The following is a 23,795-nucleotide window of genomic DNA, read 5'->3' on the forward strand; positions in this document are numbered from 1 at the left end:
AGGACGGGATGTCGTCGACACCCCGTCCGTCATACTCAGGACCCGCGGTTTTCCAGGTCCACGTTCAGGCCGAGCGACTTCAGCTCCTTCACCAGAACGTTGAAGCTTTCCGGGATGCCGGCCTCGAAGCTGTCCTGATCGCGGACGATGGCCTCGTAGACCTTGGTGCGCCCGGACACGTCGTCCGACTTCACCGTCAGCATCTCCTGCAGCGTGTAGGCAGCGCCATAAGCCTCGAGCGCCCAGACCTCCATTTCGCCGAAACGCTGTCCGCCGAACTGGGCCTTGCCGCCCAGCGGCTGCTGCGTGACCAGCGAGTAAGGACCGATCGAACGCGCGTGGATCTTGTCGTCGACCAGGTGGTGCAGCTTCAGCATGTAGATGTAGCCGACGGTCACCTTCCGCTCGAAGAGCTCGCCGGTGCGGCCGTCGATCAGCTGCATCTGCCCCGAAGTGTCGAGGCCCGCCTTGGTCAGCATTTCCTCGATGTCGGAGATCCGCGCACCGTCGAAGACCGGCGTGGCGATGGGGATGCCCTTCTTCAGGTTATCCGCCAGCTCCATCAGCTGATCTTCGCTCATCGGCACGATGTCGCGCTCGTAGACCTCGTCGCCGTAGACGTCCTTCAGCTTCGCCAGCAGCTCTTCCCGCATGGCCGAGGAGCGGCGGAAGTCTTCCACCAGCTCGCCGACCTCACGGCCGATATTGGCGCAGGCCCAGCCCAGATGCGTCTCGAGGATCTGACCGATGTTCATGCGCGAGGGCACGCCCAGCGGGTTCAGCACGAGGTCGACCGAGGTGCCGTCCTCGAGGAACGGCATGTCCTCCACCGGCACCACGCGCGAGACCACGCCCTTGTTGCCGTGGCGGCCGGCCATCTTGTCGCCCGGCTGAAGCTTGCGCTTCACGGCCACGAAGACCTTGACCATCTTCATGACGCCCGGCGGCAGCTCGTCACCACGCTGCAGCTTCTCGACCTTCGACTCGAAGCGCTTCTGCAGCCGCTCGACCGCGGCGTCGAACTCGCGCTTCAGCGCCTCGATCTCGACCATCGCCGCATCATCCGACACGGCGATCTGGCGCCAGGTCGCCTTGGCGAACTGCTCCAGCACCTCGTCGGTGATCGGCGTACCGGCCTTGACGCCCTTGAAGCCGCCGCTGGCCTTGCGGTTCAGCAGCCGCTCGCGAAGACGGCCGTAGAAGCTGCGCTCCTGGATGGCGCGCTCGTCATCGCGGTCCTTCGCCAGACGCTCGACCTCGGCGCGCTCGATCGCCATGGCGCGCTCGTCCTTGTCCACGCCGCGGCGGGAGAAGACGCGCACGTCGACGATCGTGCCGGCGACGCCGGGCGGCAGGCGCAGCGACGTGTCGCGCACGTCCGACGCCTTCTCGCCGAAGATGGCGCGGAGAAGCTTCTCCTCCGGCGTCATCGGGCTCTCGCCCTTCGGCGTCACCTTGCCGACGAGGATGTCGCCCGGATGCACCTCGGCGCCAACGTAGACAATGCCGGCTTCGTCCAGGTTGCGGAGCGCCTCTTCACCCACATTCGGGATGTCGCGGCTGATCTCCTCCTGGCCGAGCTTCGTGTCCCGCGCCATCACCTCGAACTCTTCGATGTGGATGGAGGTGAACACGTCGTCGCGCGCGATGCGCTCGGAGATGAGGATCGAGTCCTCGAAGTTGTAGCCGTTCCAGGGCATGAAGGCGCAGAGGACGTTGCGGCCGAGCGCGAGCTCGCCCAGCTCCGTCGACGGGCCGTCGGCGATGATCTCGCCCACGGCGACGCGGTCACCCACCTTCACCAGCGGACGCTGGTTGATGCAGGTGCTCTGGTTGGAGCGCTGGAACTTGCGCAGGCGGTAGATGTCGACGCCGACCGTCTGGCCGTCCTCGCCCGTCGCACGCACCACGATGCGCGCGCCGTCGATCTGGTCGACAACGCCCTCGCGCCGCGCGGAGATCGCCGCACCCGAGTCGCGGGCCACGGCGGCTTCCATGCCGGTGCCCACGAGCGGAGCGTCGGCGCGGATCAGCGGCACGGCCTGACGCTGCATGTTCGAGCCCATCAGCGCGCGGTTCGCGTCGTCGTTCTCGAGGAACGGGATGAGCGCGGCCGCGACCGAGACGAGCTGCTTCGGCGAGACGTCGATGGCCGTCACCTCGACGGGCTTCACCAGGCGGAAGTCGCCGCCCTGGCGAACCGAGACGAGGTCGCTGAGGAACTCGCCGGTCTCGGCGTCCACATGGGCGTCAGCCTGCGCGACGACCAGCTTCTCCTCCTCCATGGCGGAGAGGTAGCGCGGCGCGCCGGTGATCTTGCCGTCCTTCACCAGGCGGTACGGCGTCTCGATGAAGCCGTACTTGTTCACCCGCGCGAAGGTGGCCAGCGAGTTGATCAGACCGATGTTCGGGCCTTCCGGCGTCTCGATCGGGCAGATGCGGCCGTAATGCGTCGGGTGCACGTCGCGCACCTCGAAGCCGGCGCGCTCGCGGGTCAGACCGCCCGGGCCAAGCGCCGAGAGGCGGCGCTTATGCGTCACTTCCGACAGCGGGTTGGTCTGGTCCATGAACTGCGACAGCTGCGAGGAGCCGAAGAACTCGCGCACGGCGGCGGCGGCCGGCTTCGCGTTGATCAGGTCATGCGGCATGACGGTGTCGATATCGACCGCGCCCATGCGCTCCTTGATCGCGCGATCCATGCGCAGCAGGCCGACGCGGTACTGGTTCTCCATCAGCTCGCCGACCGAGCGCACGCGCCGGTTGCCGAGGTTGTCGATGTCGTCGATCGCGCCGCGGCCGTCCTTGAGGTCCATCAGCACGCGCATCGTGGCCACGATGTCCTGCTTGCGCAGGGTACGCAGATGGTCGGGCGCCTCCTCGAGGGAGAAGCCCAGGCGCATGTTCATCTTCACGCGACCCACGGCCGAGAGGTCGTAGCGGTCGCCGTCGAAGAACAGGCCCTTGAACAGCGCCTCGGCCGTCTCCGGCGTCGGCGGCTCACCCGGGCGCATGACCCGGTAGATGTCCATCAGCGCTTCTTCGCGGTTGGTGTTCTTGTCCACCGCGAGCGTGTTGCGCATCCAGGCGCCGACGGACTGGTCGATCGCCAGCGTCGGCAGGATGTCGATGCCCGCCTCCTCGATGGCCGCCAGCTTGGCCTCGGTCAGCTCTTCGCCGGCCTCGGCCCAGATCTCGCCCGTCTCCAGGTTCACCAGGTCCACGGCGACGAAGCGGCCGAGCAGGTCGGTCCGGCCCACGAGCACCTCGGTGGTGCCGGCCTCGACGATCTTGCGGGCCGTGCGGGGCGTCATCTTGACGTCCTTCTCGGCCACCACGGCGCCGGTGCGCGCGTCGATCAGCGGCTCGAAGAGCTTGACGCCCCGGAAGCTGTCGGGATCGAAGGCGCGCGACCAGCCCTTGGGACCGCGGCGGAATTCCACCTGGCCGTAGAAAGCGCCAAGGATTTCCTCGGCGTCCATGCCGCGGACCTCGCCGGGCTCCATCTCGAGGCCCTGGGCGGCACGCTCGACGCGCTTCGCCTCGGTCGACTCGCCATCCAGGGCGAGCAGCAGGGTCGAGGCCGGCAGCTTGCGCTTGCGGTCGACGCGCACGTAGCAGATGTCCTTGGCGTCGAACTCGAAGTCGAGCCAGGAGCCGCGATAGGGGATGACGCGCGCGGCGAAGAGATACTTGCCGCTGCTGTGGGTCTTGCCCTTGTCGTGGTCGAAGAACACGCCGGGCGAGCGGTGCATCTGCGAGACGATGACGCGCTCGGTGCCATTGATGATGAAGGTGCCGTTATCCGTCATGAGCGGCATGTCGCCCATGTAGACGTCCTGCTCCTTGATGTCGCGGACGGAGCGGCTGCCGGTGTCCTCGTCGAGGTCCCAGACGATCAGGCGCAGCTTCACCTTCAGCGGGGCGGCATAGGTCAGCCCGCGGGCGATGCATTCCTCGACGTCATACTTCGGCTCTTCGAGCTCGTACTGGACGAACTCCAGGCGGCCGCGGCCAGCGAAGTCATTGATCGGAAAGACCGACTTGAAGACTTCCTGGAGACCGGTGTTGGTCCGGCTGTCCGGATGCGTCTCCATCTGCAGGAAGGTCGCGTAGGAGGCGCGCTGCACGTCGATCAGGTTGGGCATCGGCGCAACCTCGGGCAGCCGCCCGAAGCTCTTGCGAATGCGCTTGCGTGCCGTGAACGACTTGCTGATGGCGTTCATGCGTGTCCCGCTTCCTTAATGCTGGCCTGCGGAGAGGGCTCCGCCGCCATAAATCCGTGTCCCCGCAAGCATCTCAGGGGCACCGTGCCCCCAAAACGGCGAGAGGGGCGGCAATCAGACCCGATTGCCACCCACCCCGACTTCAAAACAACTTCCACAGGTGCCGGCGCGGAGCCCCGGCACCATGTGGCCGACGTTACTTGACCTCGACGGTCGCGCCGTTCTCTTCCAGGACCTTCTTGATCTTGTCCGCTTCGTCCTTGGAGACGTTCTCCTTGACGACCTTCGGAGCGCCTTCGACCAGGTCCTTGGCTTCCTTGAGGCCCAGGCCCGTGATCGTGCGGATCTCCTTGATCACGTTGATCTTCTTGTCGCCGGCGGCGGCAAGGGTCACCGTGAACTCGGTCTGCACCTCGGCGGGCGCAGCGGCGGCAGCCGGACCGGCGGCGGCAACAGCCACCGGCGCGGCGGCGGAGACGCCCCACTTCTCTTCGAGCAGCTTGGAGAGCTCGGCGGCCTCCAAGACGGTCAGAGCGGACAGCTCGTCAACGAGCTTTGCGAGATCGGCCATGTTTGTGTTCCTTCGATCTAATGGCTTGACAGTGGCTTGACAACCCCACCGCACCACGCGGCGAGGTCAAAGTGATTCGAGAGGCCAATCGCCCCTACGCGGCAGGCTGCGGCATCGCCTTTCGGACAGCGTCCTCCAGGCGATCCCCCGTCCCGTTTAGGCGGCTTCCTTATCCGCGTAGGCCTTGAGCACCCGTGCCAGCTGCCCTGCCGGGGCCTGAACCACCCCGGCAATGCGCGTCGCCGGGGTCTGGATCAGACCCACAAGCGAAGCGCGCAGCGTGTCGAGCGAGGGAAGCTCGGCCAGCGCCTTGATACCATCGAGGTTCAAGGCCTGCGTGCCGAGCGCCCCGCCCAGGATAACGAACTTGTCGTTCCCCTTGGCGAACTCCACGGCCGTCTTCGCCACTGCCACCGGATCCACCGACCACGCAAGCGCGGTGGGGCCCTTCAGCAGGGGAGAGACGCCCTGGAAACGGGTGCCGTCGAGGGCGCGAGTGGCCAGCCGGTTCTTCGCAACCTTATACGTCGCCCCGGCGGCCTTCATCTTCCGGCGCAGATCATCCACCGCCGCGACCGTCATGCCCTTGTTCTGGGCGACGAGCACAAAGGAGGTCTGCGCGAAGACAGAGCCCATCGAGTCGACGAAAGCGCGCTTTTCCGTACGGTCCAACGTCACGTCTCCGTCGGTGGCCGGAACCTTCTGGAAGGGCCCCGACCGGTTCACACGGGGGCAAGGGGACCACCCCCTCACCCCGTCCGCTGTCGTTGCCGGAAAGCCAAGCCATGCCATCCCCGATCAAGCCGGTGGAGGCAAATCTCGGTTCCCCGTCTCATGCTGGCGGGCGGCTGCCCTTTAGGCCCCACCCTCGGGTGGGACACCTGCAATCTCCGACAGGTCGGCGGAGCCCCGAGGGGCCCCACCTAGCCATCCCGGCCGAAGCCGGGAGGTATCTCTTGATATCGGCGCCGGGCCGGAGCCCGGGCCGATGCCGCCTCAGGCGGAGAGGCTGCTCACGTCGACGCTGACGCCCACGCCCATGGTCGAGGAAACCGCGACCTTCTTGACGTAGGTGCCCTTGGCGCCGGTCGGACGCGACTTCTGGATCGCCTCGACGAAAGCCTTGGCGTTCTCGACCAGCTGGTCGGCGCCGAAGCTCGCCTTGCCGATGCCGGCATGCACGATGCCGGCCTTCTCGGCGCGGAACTCCACCTGGCCGCCCTTGGCAGCGGCGACCGCGCCCTTCACGTCCATGGTCACGGTGCCGAGCTTCGGGTTCGGCATCAGGCCGCGCGGGCCCAGCACCTTACCGAGGCGACCCACGAGCGCCATCATGTCCGGCGTCGCGATGCAGCGGTCGAAGTCGATCTTGCCTTCCTGGACCAGGGCGGCGAGGTCGTCGGCGCCCACCACGTCGGCGCCGGCGGCCTTGGCCTCCTCGGCCTTCGGGCCGCGGGCGAAGACGCCCACGCGGACAGTCTTACCCGTGCCGTTCGGCAGGCCGACCATGCCGCGGACCATCTGGTCGGCGTGGCGGGGATCGATGCCGAGGTTCATCGAGATCTCGATGGTCTCGTCGAACTTCGCCTTGGCATTCGCCTTGGCGAGGTTGATCGCCTCGGCGAGGGGATAGGCCTTGGTGGCGGTGACCGTCTCGGCCAGGGCCTTCATGCGCTTCGTCAGCTTGGCCATCGGATCAGCCCTCCACCACGGTCATGCCCATCGAGCGGGCGGATCCGGCCAGCATGCGAACGGCACTCTCGATATCGGTGCAGTTCATGTCCTTCATCTTGACCTTGGCGATCTCGGCCAGCTGGGACTTCGTCACGCGGCCGGAGGTCGCGCCCTTGCCCGGGGTCGTGCTGCCCTTCTCGATCTTCGCCGCCTTCAGCAGGAAGAAGGTGTTAGGCGGGGTCTTCGTGATGAAGGAGAAGCTGCGGTCCGTGTACGCGGTGATCACGACCGGCGTCGGCGTGCCGGGCTCGATCTGCTGCGTCGCCGCGTTGAATTCCTTCACGAACTGCATGATGTTCAGGCCGCGCTGACCGAGCGCGGGACCGACGGGCGGCGAAGGGTTCGCCTTGCCGGCCGGGATCTGCAGCTTGATATAGCCGGCGATCTTCTTTGCCATTACCAAGTCCTCTCACAATGTGGAGAGACCCGTGGTGCCGTCGGTCCCTCGGCCTCGTCAGCCGGTGAACCTCCCACGTTTCTCTACGGCCGAAGGGCGAGCCCCTCACCGGAAGGCGGGCCTTTATAGGGATGCGGCGCGGCTGTCGAGCCCCCTCCCCTTGGCAGCAGGCTTCGGGAGGGCTTGGGCGCCATGCGCCACGCACATGCCGGCGAAAGCTCTTCGGGGACGGGCCCCGATTCGCGCCGGAAGGCGTGGCCGGCGATCGGCAGGGCCCGAACATGGCTGCGGGGCCCTGAAGGCCCCGCGCGCATGACAGTCCAGCAAACTGGAGAAGCCTAGAGCTTCTCGACCTGGCTGTATTCGAGCTCCACCGGGGTGGAGCGACCGAAGATCGAGACGCTGACCTTGAGGCGCCCCTTCTCCTCGTCGACTTCCTCCACCGTGCCGTTGAAGCTGGTGAAGGGGCCGTCGGAGACGCGGACCTGCTCGCCGACCTCGAAGAGCACTGCCGGACGGCGGGGCTTCTCGGCGCCCTCGACCATGGCGTTGACGATGCGCATCGCCTCGGCCTCGGTGATGGGCTGCGGCTTGTTGCGCGCGCCGAGGAAGCCCGTGACCTTCGGCGTGTCCCGCACGAGGTGCCAAGTATCGTCGGTCATCTCCATCTTCACCAGCACATAGCCGGGGAAGAACTTCCGTTCGGTGTCGACCTTCTGGCCGCGGCGGACTTCCACGACCTGCTCGGTGGGAACGAGGATGTCCTCGATCCGGTCGGCGAGGCCCGACTGGGCGGCCTGCGCGCGAATCTGCTCAGCGATCTTCTTCTCGAAGCCCGAGTAGACGTGCACGACATACCAACGCTTATCGGCCATCGGCCAGAACCTCGCTTCGCCGTCCGGGGACCCCAGAGGACGGCCCAATGGCCACCCGGACTCTACGATTGAATTGTTGCGCCTTTGCTAAAGCCCGAAGACCCAGCGCATGGCAAGCTGGATGATCTGGTCCGCCACCAGGAAGAAGATCGCCGCAAGCGACGACAGGGCCAGCACGAGGCCGGTCGTGATCAAGGTCTCGCGACGCGAGGGCCAGGTGACCTTCGCGACTTCCTGACGAACTTCCCGGGAGAACTGGACGGGATCGAGCTTGGCCAAAACTTCGTGTTCCTGACTGTGCCGCTACGGGGAACTCCCTGGCGGCGGTCCCCTGAAAGCATGTCGGCGGCCGCCTTGCAATGCGTGCCGCCGGATCAAGGCCTTCTGTGGGCCCGATTCACGCCTTCGGCGAAAACGCCGTCGACGATCGGGCCGGGGAAAGGTGGCAGGGGCGGAGGGTCTCGAACCCACAACCTCCGGTTTTGGAGACCGGCACTCTAGCCAATTGAGCTACGCCCCTATTAGTCCCGCACTAAGCGCCCCGGGCCTTCCCGCTTCCGTTCCGAGGAACCTGAAGCTTTCCGACCCGGCGGCCGTACGGATAACCGAACCCGGCGCGATGTCCAGCGCCGGGTTGAAAAAAATTACTTCGAGATGGCGGCGACGACGCCGGCGCCGACGGTGCGGCCACCTTCGCGGATGGCGAAGCGCAGGCCCTCATCCATCGCGATCGGCGCAATCAGCTCGACATCCATCGAAACGTTGTCGCCAGGCATCACCATCTCAACGCCCTCGGGCAGCTGCACGATGCCCGTCACGTCCGTCGTCCGGAAGTAGAACTGCGGACGATAGTTCGTGAAGAACGGCGTGTGACGGCCGCCCTCGTCCTTCGTCAGGATGTACGCCTCGGCCTTGAACTTCGTGTGCGGCGTGATCGAGCCCGGCTTCGCCAGAACCTGACCGCGCTCCACGTCCTCACGCTTCGTGCCGCGCAGCAGCGCGCCGATGTTGTCGCCCGCCTCGCCGCTGTCCAGCAGCTTGCGGAACATCTCGACGCCCGTCACCGTCGTCTTCACCGTCGCCTTCAGGCCGATGATCTCGACTTCCTCGCCGACCTTCACGACGCCGCGCTCCACGCGACCCGTGACCACCGTGCCACGACCCGAGATCGAGAACACGTCCTCGACCGGCATCAGGAACGGACGGTCCACCGCACGCTCCGGCTGCGGAATGTAGCGGTCCACCTCGGCCATCAGCTTCAGAACGGCCTCTTCGCCGATCTCAGGCGTCTTGTCCTCGAGCGCCGCAACCGCAGAGCCACGAACGATGGGAATGTCGTCGCCCGGGAACTGGTAGGACGACAGCAGCTCGCGCAGCTCCATCTCCACCAGCTCGACCAGGTCGGGGTCCGCCAGATCCATCTTATTCAGGAACACCACCAGCGCCGGAACGCCAACCTGGCGCGCCAGGAGGATGTGCTCGCGCGTCTGCGGCATCGGGCCGTCAGCGGCCGAGCACACCAGGATCGCGCCGTCCATCTGCGCCGCACCCGTGATCATGTTCTTCACGTAGTCGGCGTGGCCAGGGCAATCCACGTGCGCATAGTGACGGTTCGCCGTCTCGTACTCAACGTGAGACGTCGAGATCGTGATGCCGCGAGCCTTCTCCTCAGGAGCACGGTCGATCTGGTCATACGCCGTGAACGACGCGCCACCAGACTTCGCCAGAACCTTCGTGATCGCCGCCGTCAGGGACGTCTTGCCATGATCAACATGGCCGATCGTCCCAATGTTGCAGTGCGGCTTGTTCCGCTCAAACTTAGCCTTCGCCATCGCCAGGTCCCGCTCCGAGAATTGATCGTTCCAGAAGCCGCCTTGGCGCAAGGCAGCGCGATGGGAGCACCACCGCCCATCTCTGTGGAGAGTGGAGCGGGTGAGGGGAATCGAACCCCCGTAGCCAGCTTGGAAGGCTGGTGCTCTACCATTGAGCTACACCCGCGCCTGGGCGGATTGTCGCTAGTCAGGAGCGCCACCGCAAGCGGTGAGCCCACTATCCATCGGGGAATATGGAGGGGGCTGGATTCGAACCAGCGTAGGCGCAAGCCAACGGATTTACAGTCCGTCCCCTTTAGCCACTCGGGCACCCCTCCTCAGTAACTAGGCGCGCTTTCGCTCGCCTGACCGATGGAAGCGGGCGCGTTCAAGCGTGTTCGCGGGCCGCTGTCAATCAGCCCCACGCGCTTCGCGGCAAACATGTGTCCCGAGGCGTCACAGCGGGCGCTCATCCACGATGACCCGGCCATCGGCAGGCAGGCTTCCCGGCGGGCGGAATTCCACCCTCCCCCGCAGGCCGGTCGCGGCCTGGAGTGCCGCGACGAGCGGCGCTTCCCCGCCCTCCCCGCCTTCCGCCAGCAGGCACATGGCGTCCGTCTCCCCCTCCCGCGTGATCACCAGCCGAAGTCGGCCAAGGCCGGGATTTGCCCGGGAGATGGCGGCGATCTGCTCCGGGCGGATGAACATGCCCTTCACCTTGGCGGTCTGGTCCGCCCGCCCCATCCAGCCCTTGATGCGCGCCCCTCCCGGCAGGAAGGCCGACATGTCGCCCGGCGAGAATCGCAGGATCGGATGCCGGGGATCCAGGACGGAGACGACCACCTCGCCCACCTCGCCCTCCGGCAGCGGCTCCCCCGTCCCGGGCCGGACGATCTCCAGCACGATGCCCGGCGCCACCGCCATCCCGGGCGCGCCATCGGCCGTGGCATGGGCGATCAGGCCAAGCTCGGCCGTGCCATAGGCCTCGATGGCGAGAAGGCCGCGCGCCGCCACCCATTCCCGCAGCGAGGGCGGAAAGGCCGCGCCCGAGACCACGGCGCGGGTCAGGCAGGTCGCGTCCAGGCCTGCCTTGTCGGCGGCTTCCAGCAGGATCTTCAGGAAGTCCGGCGTGCCGGCATAGGCATTCGGCCGATAGGCCTCCAACACATGCAGCAGCGCCTCGGTATTGCCGGGGCCGCCGGGGATCACCGCCGCGCCCAGCTGCCGCGCCGCCGAATCGAAGATGAAGCCGCCGGGCGTGAGGTGGTAGGCGAAGCAGTTGAGGAGGATCGTGCCCGGACCGATTCCCGCCTCGCCCAGTGCCGGCGCGAAGCGCCAGGGGTCGGCGCGATCCGGCATGCCCTCGAAGATGGGCCCCGGCGAGGCGAAGAGGCGCGCGAATCCCTCGGGACCGGGGGATAAGCCCCCGAAGGGAGGCGCGGCCTTCTGCAGGCCCGGCAGGTCGGATTTCCGGAGCACCGGCAGGTCGGCCAGGCGCACCGTCGCCGGATCCACCTTGCCCAGATGCGCGGCCCAGCCCGACAAGGTGAGCGCCGTCCGCAGGGCCTCGGCCAAGCCTTCCATGTGGGTTCCTCCCTTTTGCCCGAGTCGGGCACGCCGCCGCCCCGATCGCAAGCGAAGTGTTCAGGAAGGAGGCGACGGAGCCCACGAATCGGCCCGATCAGGGGCCCCGGTGGTCTTGCACGCCCGCATCCGCGCCCTGATCCTGCCACCCGCACATTTCCGGAGCGCAGAATGCCACGTCTCGTGACCCTCGCCGCCGCCCAGCTCGGCCCCATCCAGAAGGCGGAGGGCCGCGACGTCGCCGTCGGCCGCATGGTCCGCCTCATGGAGCGCGCGCATCAGCGCGGCGTGGAGGTCGTGGTCTTCCCCGAGCTCGCGCTGACCACCTTCTTCCCGCGCTGGTATGAGGAGGACATCGCCAAGGCCGACAACTGGTACGAGCACGCGATGCCGTCCAACGAGACCGCGCCCCTCTTCGAGGCCGCCAAGAAGTACGGGATCGGCTTCCACCTCGGCTATGCGGAGAAGACGCCGGACGGCCGCCGCTTCAACACCGCCATCTACGTCCATCCCTCGGGCGAGATCGTGCTGAAGTACCGCAAGATCCACCTGCCGGGGCACAAGGAATACGACCCCATCCGCAAGGTGCAGCACCTCGAGAAGCGGTATTTCGAGGTGGGCGACCTGGGCTTCCCGGTCATCCGCGCCCCGGTCGGCCAGCAGGAGGCCAATATCGGCATGATGATCTGCAACGACCGCCGCTGGCCCGAGGCCTGGCGCGTCATGGGCCTGCAGCAGGTCGAGATCGTGATGCTCGGCTACAACACACCCAGCCTGAACATGGATAATCGCGGCTTCGAGGCGCACCACCTGCGCGTCGAGCATTCGCACCTCTCCATCCGCGCCGGCTGCTACCAGAACGCCTGCTTCGGCGTGGGCACGGCCAAGGGCGGCACAGAGGACGGGCACGAGCTCTTCGGCCATTCCATCATCGTGAACCCCTCGGGCGAGATCATGGCCCAGGCCACCACCTGGGACGACGAGCTGATCACCGCCGATTGCGACCTCGACACCTGCACCCTGGGGCGGACGACGATCTTCAACTTCGCCGCTCACCGCCGGCCGGAGGCTTATGGCCGCATCCTGGAGCAGGTGGGCAGCGAGGCGCCGAAGAGCTGGACGCCGTCCCGCTGATCGGATGGCGGCCGCCCTCAGGCGGCCGCCACAACTCCCGATGCGGGTCGCAACAGCTGTCCCCGAAGGAGGCGTGCGATGGGCAGAACGTGGTCGCGATAGGTGACCACGGAGCTGTACCGCCCCTCGCGAACCCTCGCATGCCCAAAGGCCTCGTAGGCCGGCGGCTGCGGCAGTTCGTCCGGCCAGTCGAACCGGCAGGGCAGCAACCGCTCCCGGCCCAGGCAGGACGGATCGGCGGTAAGCAGACGGCGGGCCTCCTCGGCCAGGGGCGCATAGTCCAGGACCGCCTGGCGCTTGCGCGCCAGCGCCGCCCCATCCAGGGCCCAGGCTTCCTGTTCCGCTGCCTCCGGCGCCACGGTTTCCGTGAGGTCAAAGGTGCGGCGCTGAACAGACGCCCCCAGCCGGGCGGCGACCCCATCGGCCAGGGCCGAGCACAGGTCGTGCATCGGATTATAACCCTCGACCGGATCGGCCACGACCAGCGACGGCGCGCCCGCCCTCCGCACTTCCGCGGTGATCTCCTCCAGCGCCGAGACGAAGGGCACCGCATCGCCCGCGTTGAGCGCGGCATACCAGGCGCGGTCCGGCTGCTTGCCGAAGACCGATCCACCGATGCGGGCGCCGGCGCGACGGATCGTCTCGACGGAATGGTCGGTGCGGGACCTTGCCTCGCCCCCCGAACCGTCCGTCAGGATGAAGACCAGCGGCCGCGTCCGCTCCATCCAGTGAAACAGGCGCAGCTCGTGGCCGGGATGGGCGAGGAGCAGCAGCGGCATACGGAACCTTATCGGCGAAAGATCTCCGGTAGCGCCGCGGCGAGGGTCGTGGCAATGCGCAGCATGCCCTCGCCGCCGCTCACCGTTCTGCTGACCAACCTCTTCGTCGCGAACAACACCGGCTCCGAGACGGTCACCGAGCTCTATGCCGACGGGCTCCGGCGCGCGGGGCATCGCCCCATCATCTATGCGCACCACCTCGGCCCACAGGCCGACCGCATGCGCGCCCGCGGGCACCGGCTCATCGATCGCCTCTCGGCACTGCCCGAGCGGCCCGACATCATCCACGCCCAGCACGGCCCGACGGCCATGGCCGCCATCGCCGCCCTGCCCGGCATGCCGGCCATCTTCCTCTGCCACAGCGCGCAGTTCGAGGTGGAGGCACCGCCCGCCCATCCGCAGATCCGGCATGTCATCGCGGTCGACGAGCTCTGCCGCGACCGCTGCCTCGCCCGCGGCGTGCCGCCCTCGCTCATCTCGATGGAGCTCAACCCCATCGATCCGGAGCGCCTGCACCTCCGCGGCCCCCTCCCCGCCCGGCCGGCGCGCGCCCTGCTGCTCACCAAGAATCTTGGCCATCAAAGGGCGATCCGTGCCGCCTGCGAGGCCGCGGGCATCGCCCTGGAGGAGCTCGGCCCGGCCAGCGGAAGGGTCAGTGCCTCGCTGGAAGCCGAGCTCCCCCGTTTCGACCTGGTCTTCGCAACGGCGCGCATGGCGCTGGAAGCCGCGGCGACCGGCTGCGCCGTCATCGTGTGCGATGCCCGGGGCTTCGCGGGCCTTCTGACGGAGGCGCGGCTGGAGGCCTGGCGGCGGCTCAATTTCGGCGCGGGCCTCCTGGCACGCCCGGTCACCGAGACGGCCGTCGCCGAGGCCCTCGCCGCCTATGATCCCGGGGATGCCGGCCGTGTCGCCGCAAGGCTGCGCGCGGAAGCCCGGCTGGAGGACTGCATCGACCGGCTGGTGGCGCGATACCGCGAGGCGATGGCGGAGCCGCCACCCACCTCCGCCGAGGCCGCCGCCGCGCTGGCGGCCTGGATGGAGGACAATGTGCCGAGCGCCGAGCCGCGGAACTGGATGACCGTCGCCCGGGAGATGCATGGCCTCGAGGGCACGTCCTTCGAGCTTGCGGTCCGCGCCGCGGAGGACCGGTTGGCACGGGAGATGGAGGCGGGCTTCGCACGGCTGGGGGACGGCGTTGTTTCGGCGCAGGTTGCCGAGGCCCGGTTGTTCCAGGCCATGGAGTCCGGATCCGTCCAATGGCGGGAGGAGCTGGGCGTAACGGCGGCCCAGCACCATCTCCAACTGGAGGAGCGTATCGCCGGGCTGGAGCGCCAGCTCGCCGAAGCGGTCGATCGGCTGAGCGCCCCAGGACGAATCGAGCGCCTGGTGCGCAGCACCTATCGGCGCGTGGTGCCACTCTCCCTCCGGCGGCCGCTGCACGATCTGCGGCGCAGCTTCACCGAAAGAGACGGCCGGCCGTAGCCCCGGCCGTCCTCAGCCGTAGGGGAAGCCCCCCAACCAGAGCACATCCTCGATCCGCCGCGCGCCGCTCGCCAGCATGGCCAGTCGGTCGAAGCCGAGCGCGATGCCCGAGCCCGCCGGCATGCCCTGCGCCAGGGCGGCCAGGAAGTCGGCGTCCACCGGCCAGGAATTCTCGGCGCCGTAGAGCCGCTCGCGCTCGGCCACGTCATGGGCGAAGCGCGCCGCCTGCTCTTCCACGTCGGTCAGCTCGTCGAAGGCATTGGCCAGCTCCACCCCGGCCGCGAAAAGCTCGAAGCGCAGGGCCACGCGCGGGTCGGACGGGTCGCGGCGGGCCAGAGCCGCCTGGGGTGCGGGCCAATGGGTCAGGAAACTCGCGCGCTCACGGCCCAGGCGCGGCTCCACATGCTCCAGCAGGAGGCGGAAGAAGGCCTCTTCCCAGCTCTCGTCGTCGCGCGCGCCGAGTGCTGCGGCATCCCCCGTGCCGTCCTCCCGGATGGAGGCCAGGACGTCGATGCCGACCCATTTGTGAAAGGCCTCGGCCACGGTGATGCGCTCGAAGGCCAGAGCGAGGTCGGTCGTCACCTCCTCATGGGCGACCAGCCGCGGGCAGAGCCGGCGGACCAGCGCCTCCGTCTCGTCCATCAGCCCGTCGAGGGCGAGGCCGGGGCGGTACCATTCCAGCATGGTGAATTCGGGCGCGTGGCGGCTGCCGATCTCGCCATTGCGCCAGACCCGCGCCAGCTCGAAGACCGGCCCCGCGCCGCCCACCAGCAATCGCTTCAGCGCCAGCTCGGGTGAGGTGCGCAGCCACAGCTTGCGGCGCTCCCCCTGGCCCAGATGCGGGTCGAACTCGGCGGAAAAACCGCGCAAATGCACCTCCATGCCCGGTGCCGGCACCAGGCAGGGGGTCTCGACCTCGCGATAGCCGCGGGCGGTAAACCAGGCCCGGGTTTCCGCCGTCAGCCGGGCGCGGGCCTCCAGGAAGGGCAGGCGCGCGGCGAGGCGCTCGGGATGCCAGGGCGGGGACGCGGGCGTGTTCGACATTGCGTTAGGGGGCTTAACAGGGCAGAGCCTGCCTCGCCATGCAACGAACGATGCGATCCGCCGCAGATCTGGCCGAAGCCGGCCTGATCGCGGCTGCCGAAGTGCCCGCGCTGGACCAGGTCGCCCAACGCTATTCCATCTCGGTCACCCCACTCCTCGGACGCCTGATTGCGGAGCACGGCCCGCCCCTCGCCCGGCAATATCTTCCGGAGCCGGAGGAGCTCGTCACCGCCCCGCACGAGATGGACGATCCCACGGCCGATGCGCCCTTCACGCCGTTGAAGGGCGTCGTCCACCGCTATCCGGACCGCGCGCTGCTCAAGCCGCTGCTGGCCTGCCCGGTCTATTGCCGCTTCTGCTTCCGTCGCGAGGCGGTGGGGCCCGATGGCGGCCTGCTCACCGAGGCCGAGCTCGAGGCCGCGCTCGACTGGTTCGCGCGCACCCCCCAGGTGCGCGAGGCGATCCTGACCGGCGGGGACCCGCTGATGCTCTCGCCGCGCCGGCTGGAGCGCATCCTCACGCGCCTGGCCGCCATTCCGCATCTGGAGGTGCTACGCATCCATTCGCGCGTGCCGGTGGCGGATCCCGGACGCATCGACGCGGCGATGCTGCAGGCCCTGACCCTGGATCGGCCGCTCTACCTCTGCGTCCATGCCAACCACGCCGCCGAGTTCTCCACCGAATCGGCGATCGCCCTGCGCGCATTGCATGGCACGGGGGCCGTCCTGCTCGGGCAATCGGTGCTGCTGCGTGGCGTGAACGACAGCCCGGCCGCGCTGGAGGGCCTGTTCCGCACCATGCTGCGGCATCGCGTGAAGCCCTACTATCTGCATCAGCTCGATCCCGCGCCGGGAACCGCGCGTTTTCACGTGCCGGTCGAGGAAGGGCTTGCGCTCCTGCGCAGCCTGCGCGGCCGGGTGACGGGCCTGGCTTGGCCGACCTACGTCCAGGAAAGACCCGCCGGCGGAGGAAAATTTCCGCTTGGGATGGAAGTCTTGCTTTCGGGGGCTGGACAACCGCCGCGAGACGGTTAGAAGGCCCCTCACGGCGGGCGCTTAGCTCAGTTGGTAGAGCAGCTGACTCTTAATCAGCGGGTCGTAGGTTCGAGCCCTACAGCGCCCACCACTTCCTCCCTTATCTTTACCGCCGAACATTTACTCCGCACGGGGTAAAGTTTTGGAACGTTCCATAATTAGTTGGCTTGCGCGCCTTCAGTGCCGTCAGAACCACTACATTGCTGACCGCAGGCGGCGCCTTCTCCCATTTCTCGACACCACCGAGGGCTACTTCGCCACGCCGGGGCAGATAGACGTCCAGGATCTTCCGCATCTGGTCGACAGAGCTGCAATCTGCGGGACAGTGCCCCCGGCTATCGCCAGCATGACCGTAGAGTCTGCAGGGTGGCATTGGCCTGGAAGGGCCGCCCCTCATATTGCCGAGGAAGCGCCCGCGCGGCCGTCCGAGTGATATCTGTAGAGCTTCTGGGTCTTAGGCGCGAGTTTCCCAGAGGGCGGTCTGCCCGGATAGAGCGCGCTGAGGTCATCCTCCAGCGCGCGGGCGCTCGCCTCCGTACGCCACATGCCGTCCCGCCCTCGGCCGCCGGCTATCGCACCTGATGGCGGCATCCACGGCCGCCTTAAGAGACCGATTGAGAATGTTTGTGGCAACGCCGCTTATGGTGCTTCAAGCCTGGATATGAACCCGAGAGACCCGAATGTCGCTCGCGGAGCTCACACAATCCTCGTGCTGGTCATGGCCTGCCAACAACCGACCCAGGCAAGGCCGGCGACGCCATTACCATCGGCGATGATACTTTGATTGGACAGCAATAGGCGGAGTGCGGGCCGCGTGTCCGCATCGCACAGGTGCAGCGAAGCTCAAGGGACCGTAACCATGACCGCTGCCCCCATCATCAACCGCCCAATGACCTCGCACGAATGGGGAATGCTGATTGCGCTTTCCGCGTTGTGGGGTGGATCGTTCTTCTTCACCGATATCGCCTTGCAAGCCTTGCCACCCTTCACACTGGTGCTCCTACGCGTCGCCGGCGCTGCGCTCATCCTCAATGCAACAATCCCGCTGATGGGCCTGCGGCTTCCGACGGATGCTCGCAGCTGGGTCGCTTTTTTCGGTATGGGCTTTCTCAACAATGCCGTGCCCTTCTGCCTAATCGTCTGGGGTCAGACCCAAATCGACTCCGGCCTTGCCGCGATCCTCAACGCCACCACGCCGCTTTGGACAGTGATCGTTGTGCATTTCCTCACGGCTGAGGAGAAAATGACCGGCAACCGCCTCGCAGGCGTGGTGATCGGCCTGATCGGCGTAACTGTGATGATCGGTCCTCAGGTGTTCGACGGATTAGGCGCAACGATCCTGGCCCAGCTGGCCGTGCTGGGCGCCGCGATTTCCTATGCCTTTGCAGCGCTGTTCGGCCGTCGTTTCCGCCGGTTGGGCGTGGCGCCGATGATTACCGCCACCGGCCAGGTCACGGCCTCCACGCTGATGTTGATGCCGATCGCGCTGTTCGTTGACCATCCCTGGACGCTTGCAATGCCGGGCTTGTCGGTGTGGGCAGCGGTGCTCGGAATTGCAGCTCTCTCCACCGCGCTGGCTTACGTGCTCTATTTCCGTATTCTCGCCACCGCCGGCACCACCAACCTGATGCTGGTGACTTTTCTCATTCCGGTCAGCGCCATTCTGCTCGGTGCGTTGGTGCTGGGCGAACGCCTCGATACCAAGCAGGTCATCGGCATGATGCTGATCGGCATGGCACTCGCCGCCATCGACGGCCGGGTCATGAGAAAATTTCGGCCCAAAACGGCCTAAGAGAACGCGCGCCGCCCGTCTTCCTCGCGGGGGCGGGCGTTTTTGCGGTAAGAATAGCCAGTCAGCCGCCCGAGCTGGCGCCGACTAACACTCTTGCGCCGACGAGTTCACGACTGGACGGAGGTCACCAATGGGCAAGGTGCGCGTAACGGGTTTTGCGGTATCCACCGACGGCTTCGGCGCCGGTCCGGACCAGAGCCTGGAACATCCGCTCGGCAAGCGGGGCGGGGAGCTGATGAATTGGTTCTACCCGACCCGGGCCTTTCGATCGATGATCGGGAAGGACGGCGGGACGGACGATCGCTTCGCAAGCGCCGCGATGGAAGGCTTCGGCGCCTTTATCCTCGGTCGCAACATGTTCGGGCCTGCCGGCGACGATTGGGGCGGGCCTGACTGGAAAGGCTGGTGGGGCGATGATCCGCCGTATCACGCGCCGACCTACATCCTGACTCACCACGCACGGGGCCCCATCGTGATGGAGGGCGGGACGACTTTCCATTTCGTCACCGGCGGGATCGAAGCTGCACTCGCTCAGGCCAAGGCCGCCGCGGGCGAGCTGGACGTGAAGATCGGCGGCGGCGTTTCGACGGTCCGTCAGTACCTGCTCGCCGGCGCGATCGACGAGATGCATCTGGCAATGTCGCCCGTCTTTCTGGGCCGTGGTGAATCCCTGTTCGCAGGCATTGACCTGCCCGGTCTCGGATATCGGGTGACGGAGGCGGTCCCGACGGAGCTGGCGACGCACGTCATGCTAAAACGCTGACCCGTGTCATCGCACGGCCCAACTCGAAGGCTGCTTGCCCGCACGCAGGATCAGCTGTTCCGGGGGGCCTCCTGGCGGGCAATTCTAAATTCCTAATCAGCGGGTCGCAGGTTCGGGCAGCGCCCACATTCCCTTCCGCCCATCTTCCGTTTTTCAAGCCGCTTCGCGAACGTTCAAGCGCGGCTTCTGCTTCGCTCTGCGAAGGCAAATCCGGTCGGGTATACAGCCGGTTGCAGGCTATTTAGTTTGCCGTCTCACCGGCCCGAACATGCGGCCGGACGATGGAGAAAACGCTTGCAACGCCGTACTTTTCTGACCGCAGCCGCTGCGGCCACGCTCGCCACCCCGCCCCTCGTGAGCGCCCGCGCGCAGGACTATCCGACCCGCCCCGTCCGCATCATCGTCGGCTTCGCGCCGGGTGGCGGCTCCGACCTCGTCGCCCGCCCGCTGGCGCAGAAGCTGCAGCCGCTGCTCGGCCAGCCCTTCGTGGTGGAGAATCGCGGCGGCGCGAACGGCAACCTCGGCCTGGACGCCGTCGCGAAGAGCGCGCCGGACGGCTATACCTTCGGCCATGTGAACAACAGCGTCATCGCGATGAACCCGCTGCTGTATCGCAACCTGCCCTTCAACGCGAAGCGCGACCTGGTGCCGCTCGTCACCGTCACGCAGAGCGCGCTGTTCATGATGATCCCGGCGAGCCTGCCGGTGCGCACGCTGCCCGAGTTCATCGAATATGCGCGCCGCCGCCCGGGCGAGCTGAACTTCGGCTCGGGCGGCGCCGGCGGCATCACCCATCTCGGCTTCGAGCTGTTCCGCAACCAGATGAACCTGGACATCTCGCACGTTCCGTACCGCGGCAGCGCCCCTGCCCTGCAGGACATGCTGGGCGGCCGTATCCAGCTGATGATGGACGCGATCAGCCTCGCCAAGCCGCAGGTGGATGCGGGCCTCGTGCGCGCCATCGCCTTCCTCGGGCGCGAGCGCCATCCGGCCCTGAACACGGTGCCGACGGCCGTCGAGCAGGGCTATCCGGATCTGGTGGTGCCGAGCTGGCAGGGCTTCGTGGCGCCGGCCGGAACGCCCGCGCCGGTACTCGCTCGGCTGGAGGACGCCTTCCGCCGCGCGGTGGCCGATCCCGACATCCAGTCCGTCTTCGCCACCCAGGGCCAGAATGCCGTCTTCCGCGGGCAGCAGGACATGGCCCGGATGATCCAGGAGGAAGAGGCACGCTGGGCGCCGATCATCCGCGACCTTAACATCCAGCTCGACTAAGGGCGGAACTGGCGCCCGCGCGACGGCCTGACCATCGCGCGGGCGCCCTCTCTCAAAGCCTCGTCACCCGACCATGCGCAACGGCACGATCGGGTGACGCCCTATCGGGCAGGCGCGCCCCTTTCCACGCCCACCCGGCAGATCACATCCTCGGGCAGCCCCTTGCTGCCCGCCTCGGCCAGCGCGATCGCGCTCGCCGCCAGGGCCAGCGCAAGGACGCCGGCGACGGCCGTGTCAGCCCGTCGCATCGCCCACGCCCAGCAGCGCGAGGACTTCGCGGCGAAGCTCCACCAGGCGCGGATCGTCGCGGTGGCGCGGGTAAGGCAGGTCCACCGGCACCTCCGCGCGGATACGGGCCGGACGCGGGCTGAAGACCACCACGCGCGTCGCCAGCAGCAGCGCCTCCTCCACGTCATGCGTCACCAGCAGGGTGGTGAAGTTTTGCCGCTGCCAGAGGCGCACCAGCTCGCCCTGCATGGCGATGCGGGTCAGGCTGTCGAGCTTGCCGAGCGGCTCGTCGAGGATGAGCAGCCGGGGCTCGTTCACCAGGGCACGGGCCAGCGCCGCGCGCTGGGCCATGCCGCCCGAAAGCTGATGCGGATAGGCCGAGGCGAAGCCGTCCAGCCCCACCAGCGTCAGCGCGGCGTCCACGCGGCCGCGCTGGCTCTTCAGCAGCCCGCGCGCCTCCAGCCCCAGTGCAGCGTTCCGCCAGACGGTCCGCCAGGGGTAGAGGGTCGGATCCTGGAAGACCACGACGCGCGACGGGTCCGGGCCGGTGACGGGCGCGCCGTCGACGAAGAGCTCGCCCCGCGCCGGCGGCTCCAGCCCAGCGACCAGCCGCAGCAGGGTGGATTTGCCGCAGCCGGAGGGGCCGAGCAGCGCCACGAACTCGCCGGGCGCGGCAGTCAGCGACACGTCGTCGAGCACCGGCAGGGGCTCGCCCTTCAGCTGATAGGCGTGGCTGACATGACGCAGGTCCAGCGCCGAGCCGGCCGGCAGCGCCGAGGCCGGGCGCTCGAGGGTTGCGGCGCTCACCATTTCACCACCCCCTTCTGCCAGGAGAGCAGCCGGTCGCGCAGCTTGAAGAGCAACGTGATGAGGCCCGAGCACATCAGCGCCATCACCAGCAGCGCGGCGTACATGTTGCCATAGGCCGCCCAGCCCTGCGCCCAGCTCAGATACCAGCCGAGGCCCGCGCGCACGCCCAGCATTTCCGCCACGACCAGCACGGCGAAGCTGGCGCCCAGGCCCATGAACAGCCCCACGAAGACATGCGGCAGCGCTGCCGGGACCGCGACCTTCAGCACCAGGAAGCGCTGCTTCGCGCCCAGCGTCCGCGCCACGTCGTAGAAGTCGGGGTTCACGGAGGCGACGCCCGACCAGGTGAGGACCGCGACCGGAAAGCCCGTGGCCAGCGCGATGAGGAAGGTGCTGGCGCTCGCCGAGGACGGGAAGAGGAAGAAGGCCAGCGGCAGCCAGGCCGTCGCCGGCAGCGGCCCGACCAGGCGCATCACGGGATGCGCCCAGTAGCCGAAGCGCGGCGACCAGCCGAGCCCGAGGCCCACGAGGAAGCCGATCCCGGCCCCCAGCGCATAGCCCCGCGCCAGCAGCCAGAGTGAGGCGAGCACGCTTTCCCCCAGCCGCACCCAGTCGTCCTGATACACCTCGATCAGCTGCTGCGGCGGCACGAAGAAGGGCATGGGCAGCAGCGAGAACTTCGCCGTCACCGCCTGCCAGGCCGCCAGGAACAGCCCCAGCGCGACGAACCAGGGGCCGAGGCCCTGGACGCGCCGGAACAGCGGCGGAATCAGCCGCGCGGTGAAGGCCAGCAGCAGGAAGGCCGCGGCGACCAGCGCCTGGGCCACCGCGAAATTGCCCGTCTGCGTCCATTCCACGATCTCCGACTGGTCGGGAAAGTGGTGCGTGACATAGGCGGCCAGCGCCCAGGCGGCCGCGGCCAGGAGGCCGGACCACCAGACGGCCGGCCAGCGAAGCGCCAGCGGCGCCTCATCCGTGAGCGGGAGGGAGGTGCTCATGGCTTCAGCTGAGGACCGTGGCCGAGATGCGCTCGGCCATGCGCGCCGGGTCGGTATTGGCGCGGATGACGTTGATGCGCTTCAGGTCGGTGATATAGGCCTGCAGCTCGTCGCGCAGCTGCGCGCCGACGGGGCTGTGGCCATGGGTGTGGCTCTGCAGGATCTCCGACATCTCGGCCACGCTCACGCCGCCGGGCGCATAGGCGGCGAAGGTGCGGGCGGCGAGGTCGTGATTGCCGTTCACCAGCTGCTGCGCATCGATGAGCGCCTGGGTGAGCGCCGCGGCCACGGGGCGGTTGCTGCGGATCAGGCTGCCGCGCACGCCGAGCACGCAGCAGGCGCGATGGGCATAATCCTCATGCAGGTTTGTCGAGACCTCGACCAGGTCGAGGCGGCGGCGGAACTGCCAGGCCAGCGGGTCGCCCAGCGCGATGGCCTGCACCTCGCCCCGGCTCAGCGCCAGCTCGAAGACATTGGCGGGATAGACCTTCCAGGTCACGTCGCGCTCGGGATTCACGCCGTGCCGCGCGAGAAGGATGGAGAAGAAGTTCTTGTCCGGCGCGGCCATGTCGGTGACGCCGATGGTCTTGCCGCGCAGGCTCGCGAGATCCTCGGTGATGCCGGTGCCCTTGCCGCCGAGCAACCGCATGCAGCCGCCATGGGTTCCGGCCGTGATACGCACGTCGAAACCCTGCTCCAGCGGCTTCAGCCAGCGCAGCGCCATGCCCACGCCTGCATCGGCATGGCCGGTGGCGATGGCCTCCAGCAGCGCCTCGGTGGAAGCACCGAAATTGATGAGCTCCACGTCGAGATTGTAGCGATCGAAGATGCCCTCGCGCTCCGCGACCGCGATGGGCGAGGTGCAGAGGGCCGTCGCGTTCCAGGTGAGCTTCAGCTTCGTGCGTTCGGGCAGCCGCGCCGCGCCGGCGGCCGGGGCGGCTGCCGTGTGACCGGCATGGCTGTGCTGTTGGGCCAGGGCCGGCGCGAGCGGCGCGGCGGCCAGGGCGGCGGAGGCGGCGAGGAGGGCGCGGCGGCCCCGGAGGCTGTGCTGAGTCATGGAATCTCCAATGCACGGCAGGGCGCCGGCGTGAGGAACGGGATGTCTGGCGATGGGAGGCGTGCGGGCGGCCGGGGCCGGCCGTTAGGCGCGCGTCAACAGCTCGCGTCGGAAGCGCGGTGGGCGAGACAGGTCGGGAGAATGCGCGAGGAGGACATTCGGTCTTTCCGCCTTGGAACCGACGTTGCGACGGCTACCCCGAAAAGT

The 23,795-nt window shown here is 67.9% G+C and carries 21 protein-coding genes and 4 tRNA genes; 7 read left to right on the forward strand and 18 right to left on the reverse strand.

The genetic code is table 11. The features are described 5' to 3' along the window. Positions 1-35: 35 nt before the first annotated feature. From rpoB to KHU32_RS20025, 12 genes are all read right to left on the reverse strand, one after another. Positions 36-4,223 carry a DNA-directed RNA polymerase subunit beta gene (rpoB, locus tag KHU32_RS19970; protein ID WP_213671925.1) on the reverse strand — a complete coding sequence of 1,396 codons (4,188 nt, stop codon included), beginning with the start codon at positions 4,221-4,223 and terminating at the stop codon, positions 36-38. A 196-nt stretch (positions 4,224-4,419) separates the two neighbouring features. Beyond that, on the reverse strand, positions 4,420-4,794 hold the full coding sequence (gene rplL, locus KHU32_RS19975; protein WP_213671926.1) for a 50S ribosomal protein L7/L12: 375 nt from the start codon (positions 4,792-4,794) through the stop codon (positions 4,420-4,422). Between the two features lie 156 nt (positions 4,795-4,950). Beyond that, a complete protein-coding gene (rplJ, locus tag KHU32_RS19980) occupies positions 4,951-5,466 on the reverse strand; it encodes a 50S ribosomal protein L10 (protein WP_213671927.1) in 516 nt (171 codons plus the stop codon). Between the two features lie 324 nt (positions 5,467-5,790). Continuing rightward, positions 5,791-6,486 (reverse strand): 50S ribosomal protein L1, encoded by a 696-nt coding sequence (rplA, locus tag KHU32_RS19985; protein ID WP_213671928.1) that lies wholly within the window; start codon positions 6,484-6,486, stop codon positions 5,791-5,793. Positions 6,487-6,490: 4 nt separating this feature from the next. Further along, positions 6,491-6,925 carry a 50S ribosomal protein L11 gene (rplK, locus tag KHU32_RS19990; protein ID WP_213671929.1) on the reverse strand — a complete coding sequence of 145 codons (435 nt, stop codon included), beginning with the start codon at positions 6,923-6,925 and terminating at the stop codon, positions 6,491-6,493. 338 nt (positions 6,926-7,263) lie between these two features. Next, a complete protein-coding gene (nusG, locus tag KHU32_RS19995; RefSeq protein WP_213671930.1) occupies positions 7,264-7,800 on the reverse strand; it encodes a transcription termination/antitermination protein NusG in 537 nt (178 codons plus the stop codon). An 87-nt stretch (positions 7,801-7,887) separates the two neighbouring features. Next, a complete protein-coding gene (secE, locus tag KHU32_RS20000) occupies positions 7,888-8,079 on the reverse strand; it encodes a preprotein translocase subunit SecE (RefSeq protein WP_213671931.1) in 192 nt (63 codons plus the stop codon). A gap of 164 nt (positions 8,080-8,243) precedes the next feature. Then, a tRNA-Trp gene (locus KHU32_RS20005) sits at positions 8,244-8,320 on the reverse strand. Positions 8,321-8,444: 124 nt separating this feature from the next. Continuing rightward, entirely contained in the window at positions 8,445-9,632 is a 1,188-nt protein-coding gene (gene tuf / locus KHU32_RS20010) for an elongation factor Tu (protein WP_213671932.1), read from the reverse strand. A 92-nt stretch (positions 9,633-9,724) separates the two neighbouring features. Beyond that, positions 9,725-9,798: transfer RNA gene (locus KHU32_RS20015), tRNA-Gly, on the reverse strand. Between the two features lie 68 nt (positions 9,799-9,866). Beyond that, positions 9,867-9,949: transfer RNA gene (locus KHU32_RS20020), tRNA-Tyr, on the reverse strand. 118 nt (positions 9,950-10,067) lie between these two features. Continuing rightward, positions 10,068-11,195, reverse strand: a complete 1,128-nt coding sequence (locus KHU32_RS20025) for a phenylacetate--CoA ligase family protein (protein WP_213671933.1) — start codon at positions 11,193-11,195, stop codon at positions 10,068-10,070. Between the two features lie 171 nt (positions 11,196-11,366). Between KHU32_RS20025 and KHU32_RS20030 the strand changes: the two genes are divergently transcribed. Beyond that, positions 11,367-12,329 (forward strand): N-carbamoyl-D-amino-acid hydrolase, encoded by a 963-nt coding sequence (locus tag KHU32_RS20030; protein ID WP_213671934.1) that lies wholly within the window; start codon positions 11,367-11,369, stop codon positions 12,327-12,329. A gap of 17 nt (positions 12,330-12,346) precedes the next feature. Here KHU32_RS20030 and KHU32_RS20035 read toward each other — a convergent pair whose 3' ends face one another. Next, positions 12,347-13,108 (reverse strand): hypothetical protein, encoded by a 762-nt coding sequence (locus KHU32_RS20035; RefSeq protein WP_213671935.1) that lies wholly within the window; start codon positions 13,106-13,108, stop codon positions 12,347-12,349. A 54-nt stretch (positions 13,109-13,162) separates the two neighbouring features. Here KHU32_RS20035 and KHU32_RS20040 point away from each other — a divergent pair, with 54 nt between their 5' ends. After that, positions 13,163-14,590: a glycosyltransferase gene (locus KHU32_RS20040; RefSeq protein ID WP_213671936.1), complete on the forward strand. Its 1,428-nt coding sequence runs from the start codon at positions 13,163-13,165 to the stop codon at positions 14,588-14,590. A gap of 12 nt (positions 14,591-14,602) precedes the next feature. Here KHU32_RS20040 and epmA read toward each other — a convergent pair whose 3' ends face one another. Beyond that, a complete protein-coding gene (epmA, locus tag KHU32_RS20045) occupies positions 14,603-15,634 on the reverse strand; it encodes an EF-P lysine aminoacylase EpmA (protein ID WP_213671937.1) in 1,032 nt (343 codons plus the stop codon). Positions 15,635-15,684: 50 nt separating this feature from the next. On the opposite strand from epmA, the gene KHU32_RS20050 reads away from it, so the two are divergent. The 5 genes from KHU32_RS20050 to KHU32_RS20070 all read left to right on the forward strand — a co-directional run bounded on the left by KHU32_RS20050 (position 15,685) and on the right by KHU32_RS20070 (position 20,495). Next, positions 15,685-16,668, forward strand: coding sequence for a lysine-2,3-aminomutase-like protein (locus tag KHU32_RS20050; protein ID WP_249681427.1), 984 nt, complete (start codon positions 15,685-15,687; stop codon positions 16,666-16,668). Positions 16,669-16,683: 15 nt separating this feature from the next. After that, positions 16,684-16,759 (forward strand) — tRNA-Lys (locus tag KHU32_RS20055). A 768-nt stretch (positions 16,760-17,527) separates the two neighbouring features. Further along, positions 17,528-18,460 carry a DMT family transporter gene (locus KHU32_RS20060; protein ID WP_213671939.1) on the forward strand — a complete coding sequence of 311 codons (933 nt, stop codon included), beginning with the start codon at positions 17,528-17,530 and terminating at the stop codon, positions 18,458-18,460. A gap of 130 nt (positions 18,461-18,590) precedes the next feature. Then, positions 18,591-19,223 (forward strand): dihydrofolate reductase family protein, encoded by a 633-nt coding sequence (locus tag KHU32_RS20065; protein ID WP_213671940.1) that lies wholly within the window; start codon positions 18,591-18,593, stop codon positions 19,221-19,223. Between the two features lie 294 nt (positions 19,224-19,517). Next, complete coding sequence (locus tag KHU32_RS20070; RefSeq protein ID WP_213671941.1) at positions 19,518-20,495, forward strand: Bug family tripartite tricarboxylate transporter substrate binding protein; 978 nt, start codon at positions 19,518-19,520, stop codon at positions 20,493-20,495. Positions 20,496-20,596: 101 nt separating this feature from the next. Here the strand turns inward: KHU32_RS20070 and KHU32_RS20075 are convergent, their stop codons facing one another. From KHU32_RS20075 to KHU32_RS20085, 4 genes are read right to left on the reverse strand one after another with little or no spacing between them, the layout of a single operon-like run. After that, a complete protein-coding gene (locus KHU32_RS20075; protein WP_213671942.1) occupies positions 20,597-20,743 on the reverse strand; it encodes a hypothetical protein in 147 nt (48 codons plus the stop codon). Continuing rightward, entirely contained in the window at positions 20,730-21,533 is an 804-nt protein-coding gene (locus KHU32_RS23175; protein ID WP_249681431.1) for an ABC transporter ATP-binding protein, read from the reverse strand. The genes KHU32_RS20075 and KHU32_RS23175 overlap by 14 nt, the downstream gene beginning before the upstream one ends. Continuing rightward, positions 21,527-22,531 carry an ABC transporter permease gene (locus KHU32_RS23180; protein ID WP_249681433.1) on the reverse strand — a complete coding sequence of 335 codons (1,005 nt, stop codon included), beginning with the start codon at positions 22,529-22,531 and terminating at the stop codon, positions 21,527-21,529. The genes KHU32_RS23175 and KHU32_RS23180 overlap by 7 nt, the downstream gene beginning before the upstream one ends. Positions 22,532-22,535: 4 nt before the next feature. Beyond that, positions 22,536-23,588: an ABC transporter substrate-binding protein gene (locus tag KHU32_RS20085; RefSeq protein WP_213671943.1), complete on the reverse strand. Its 1,053-nt coding sequence runs from the start codon at positions 23,586-23,588 to the stop codon at positions 22,536-22,538. Positions 23,589-23,795 lie beyond the last annotated feature (207 nt).

Origin of the sequence: Roseococcus pinisoli, assembly GCF_018413645.1 — a bacterium.
Classification (GTDB): Bacteria; Pseudomonadota; Alphaproteobacteria; order Acetobacterales; family Acetobacteraceae; genus Roseococcus; species Roseococcus pinisoli.

Coding starts and splice junctions, on each gene's coding strand:
- rpoB (WP_213671925.1), bottom strand. CDS start 4,223: ATGAACGCCATCAGCAAGTCGTTCACGGCACGCAAGCGCATTCGCAAG.
- rplK (WP_213671929.1), bottom strand. CDS start 6,925: ATGGCAAAGAAGATCGCCGGCTATATCAAGCTGCAGATCCCGGCCGGC.
- KHU32_RS20075 (WP_213671942.1), bottom strand. CDS start 20,743: ATGCGACGGGCTGACACGGCCGTCGCCGGCGTCCTTGCGCTGGCCCTG.
- KHU32_RS20085 (WP_213671943.1), bottom strand. CDS start 23,588: ATGACTCAGCACAGCCTCCGGGGCCGCCGCGCCCTCCTCGCCGCCTCC.
- KHU32_RS23175 (WP_249681431.1), bottom strand. CDS start 21,533: ATGGTGAGCGCCGCAACCCTCGAGCGCCCGGCCTCGGCGCTGCCGGCC.
- KHU32_RS20060 (WP_213671939.1), top strand. CDS start 17,528: ATGACCGCTGCCCCCATCATCAACCGCCCAATGACCTCGCACGAATGG.
- rplA (WP_213671928.1), bottom strand. CDS start 6,486: ATGGCCAAGCTGACGAAGCGCATGAAGGCCCTGGCCGAGACGGTCACC.
- rplL (WP_213671926.1), bottom strand. CDS start 4,794: ATGGCCGATCTCGCAAAGCTCGTTGACGAGCTGTCCGCTCTGACCGTC.
- KHU32_RS20065 (WP_213671940.1), top strand. CDS start 18,591: ATGGGCAAGGTGCGCGTAACGGGTTTTGCGGTATCCACCGACGGCTTC.
- KHU32_RS23180 (WP_249681433.1), bottom strand. CDS start 22,531: ATGAGCACCTCCCTCCCGCTCACGGATGAGGCGCCGCTGGCGCTTCGC.
- KHU32_RS20025 (WP_213671933.1), bottom strand. CDS start 11,195: ATGGAAGGCTTGGCCGAGGCCCTGCGGACGGCGCTCACCTTGTCGGGC.
- KHU32_RS20035 (WP_213671935.1), bottom strand. CDS start 13,108: ATGCCGCTGCTGCTCCTCGCCCATCCCGGCCACGAGCTGCGCCTGTTT.
- KHU32_RS20050 (WP_249681427.1), top strand. CDS start 15,685: ATGCGATCCGCCGCAGATCTGGCCGAAGCCGGCCTGATCGCGGCTGCC.
- KHU32_RS20030 (WP_213671934.1), top strand. CDS start 11,367: ATGCCACGTCTCGTGACCCTCGCCGCCGCCCAGCTCGGCCCCATCCAG.
- tuf (WP_213671932.1), bottom strand. CDS start 9,632: ATGGCGAAGGCTAAGTTTGAGCGGAACAAGCCGCACTGCAACATTGGG.
- nusG (WP_213671930.1), bottom strand. CDS start 7,800: ATGGCCGATAAGCGTTGGTATGTCGTGCACGTCTACTCGGGCTTCGAG.
- KHU32_RS20040 (WP_213671936.1), top strand. CDS start 13,163: ATGCGCAGCATGCCCTCGCCGCCGCTCACCGTTCTGCTGACCAACCTC.
- epmA (WP_213671937.1), bottom strand. CDS start 15,634: ATGTCGAACACGCCCGCGTCCCCGCCCTGGCATCCCGAGCGCCTCGCC.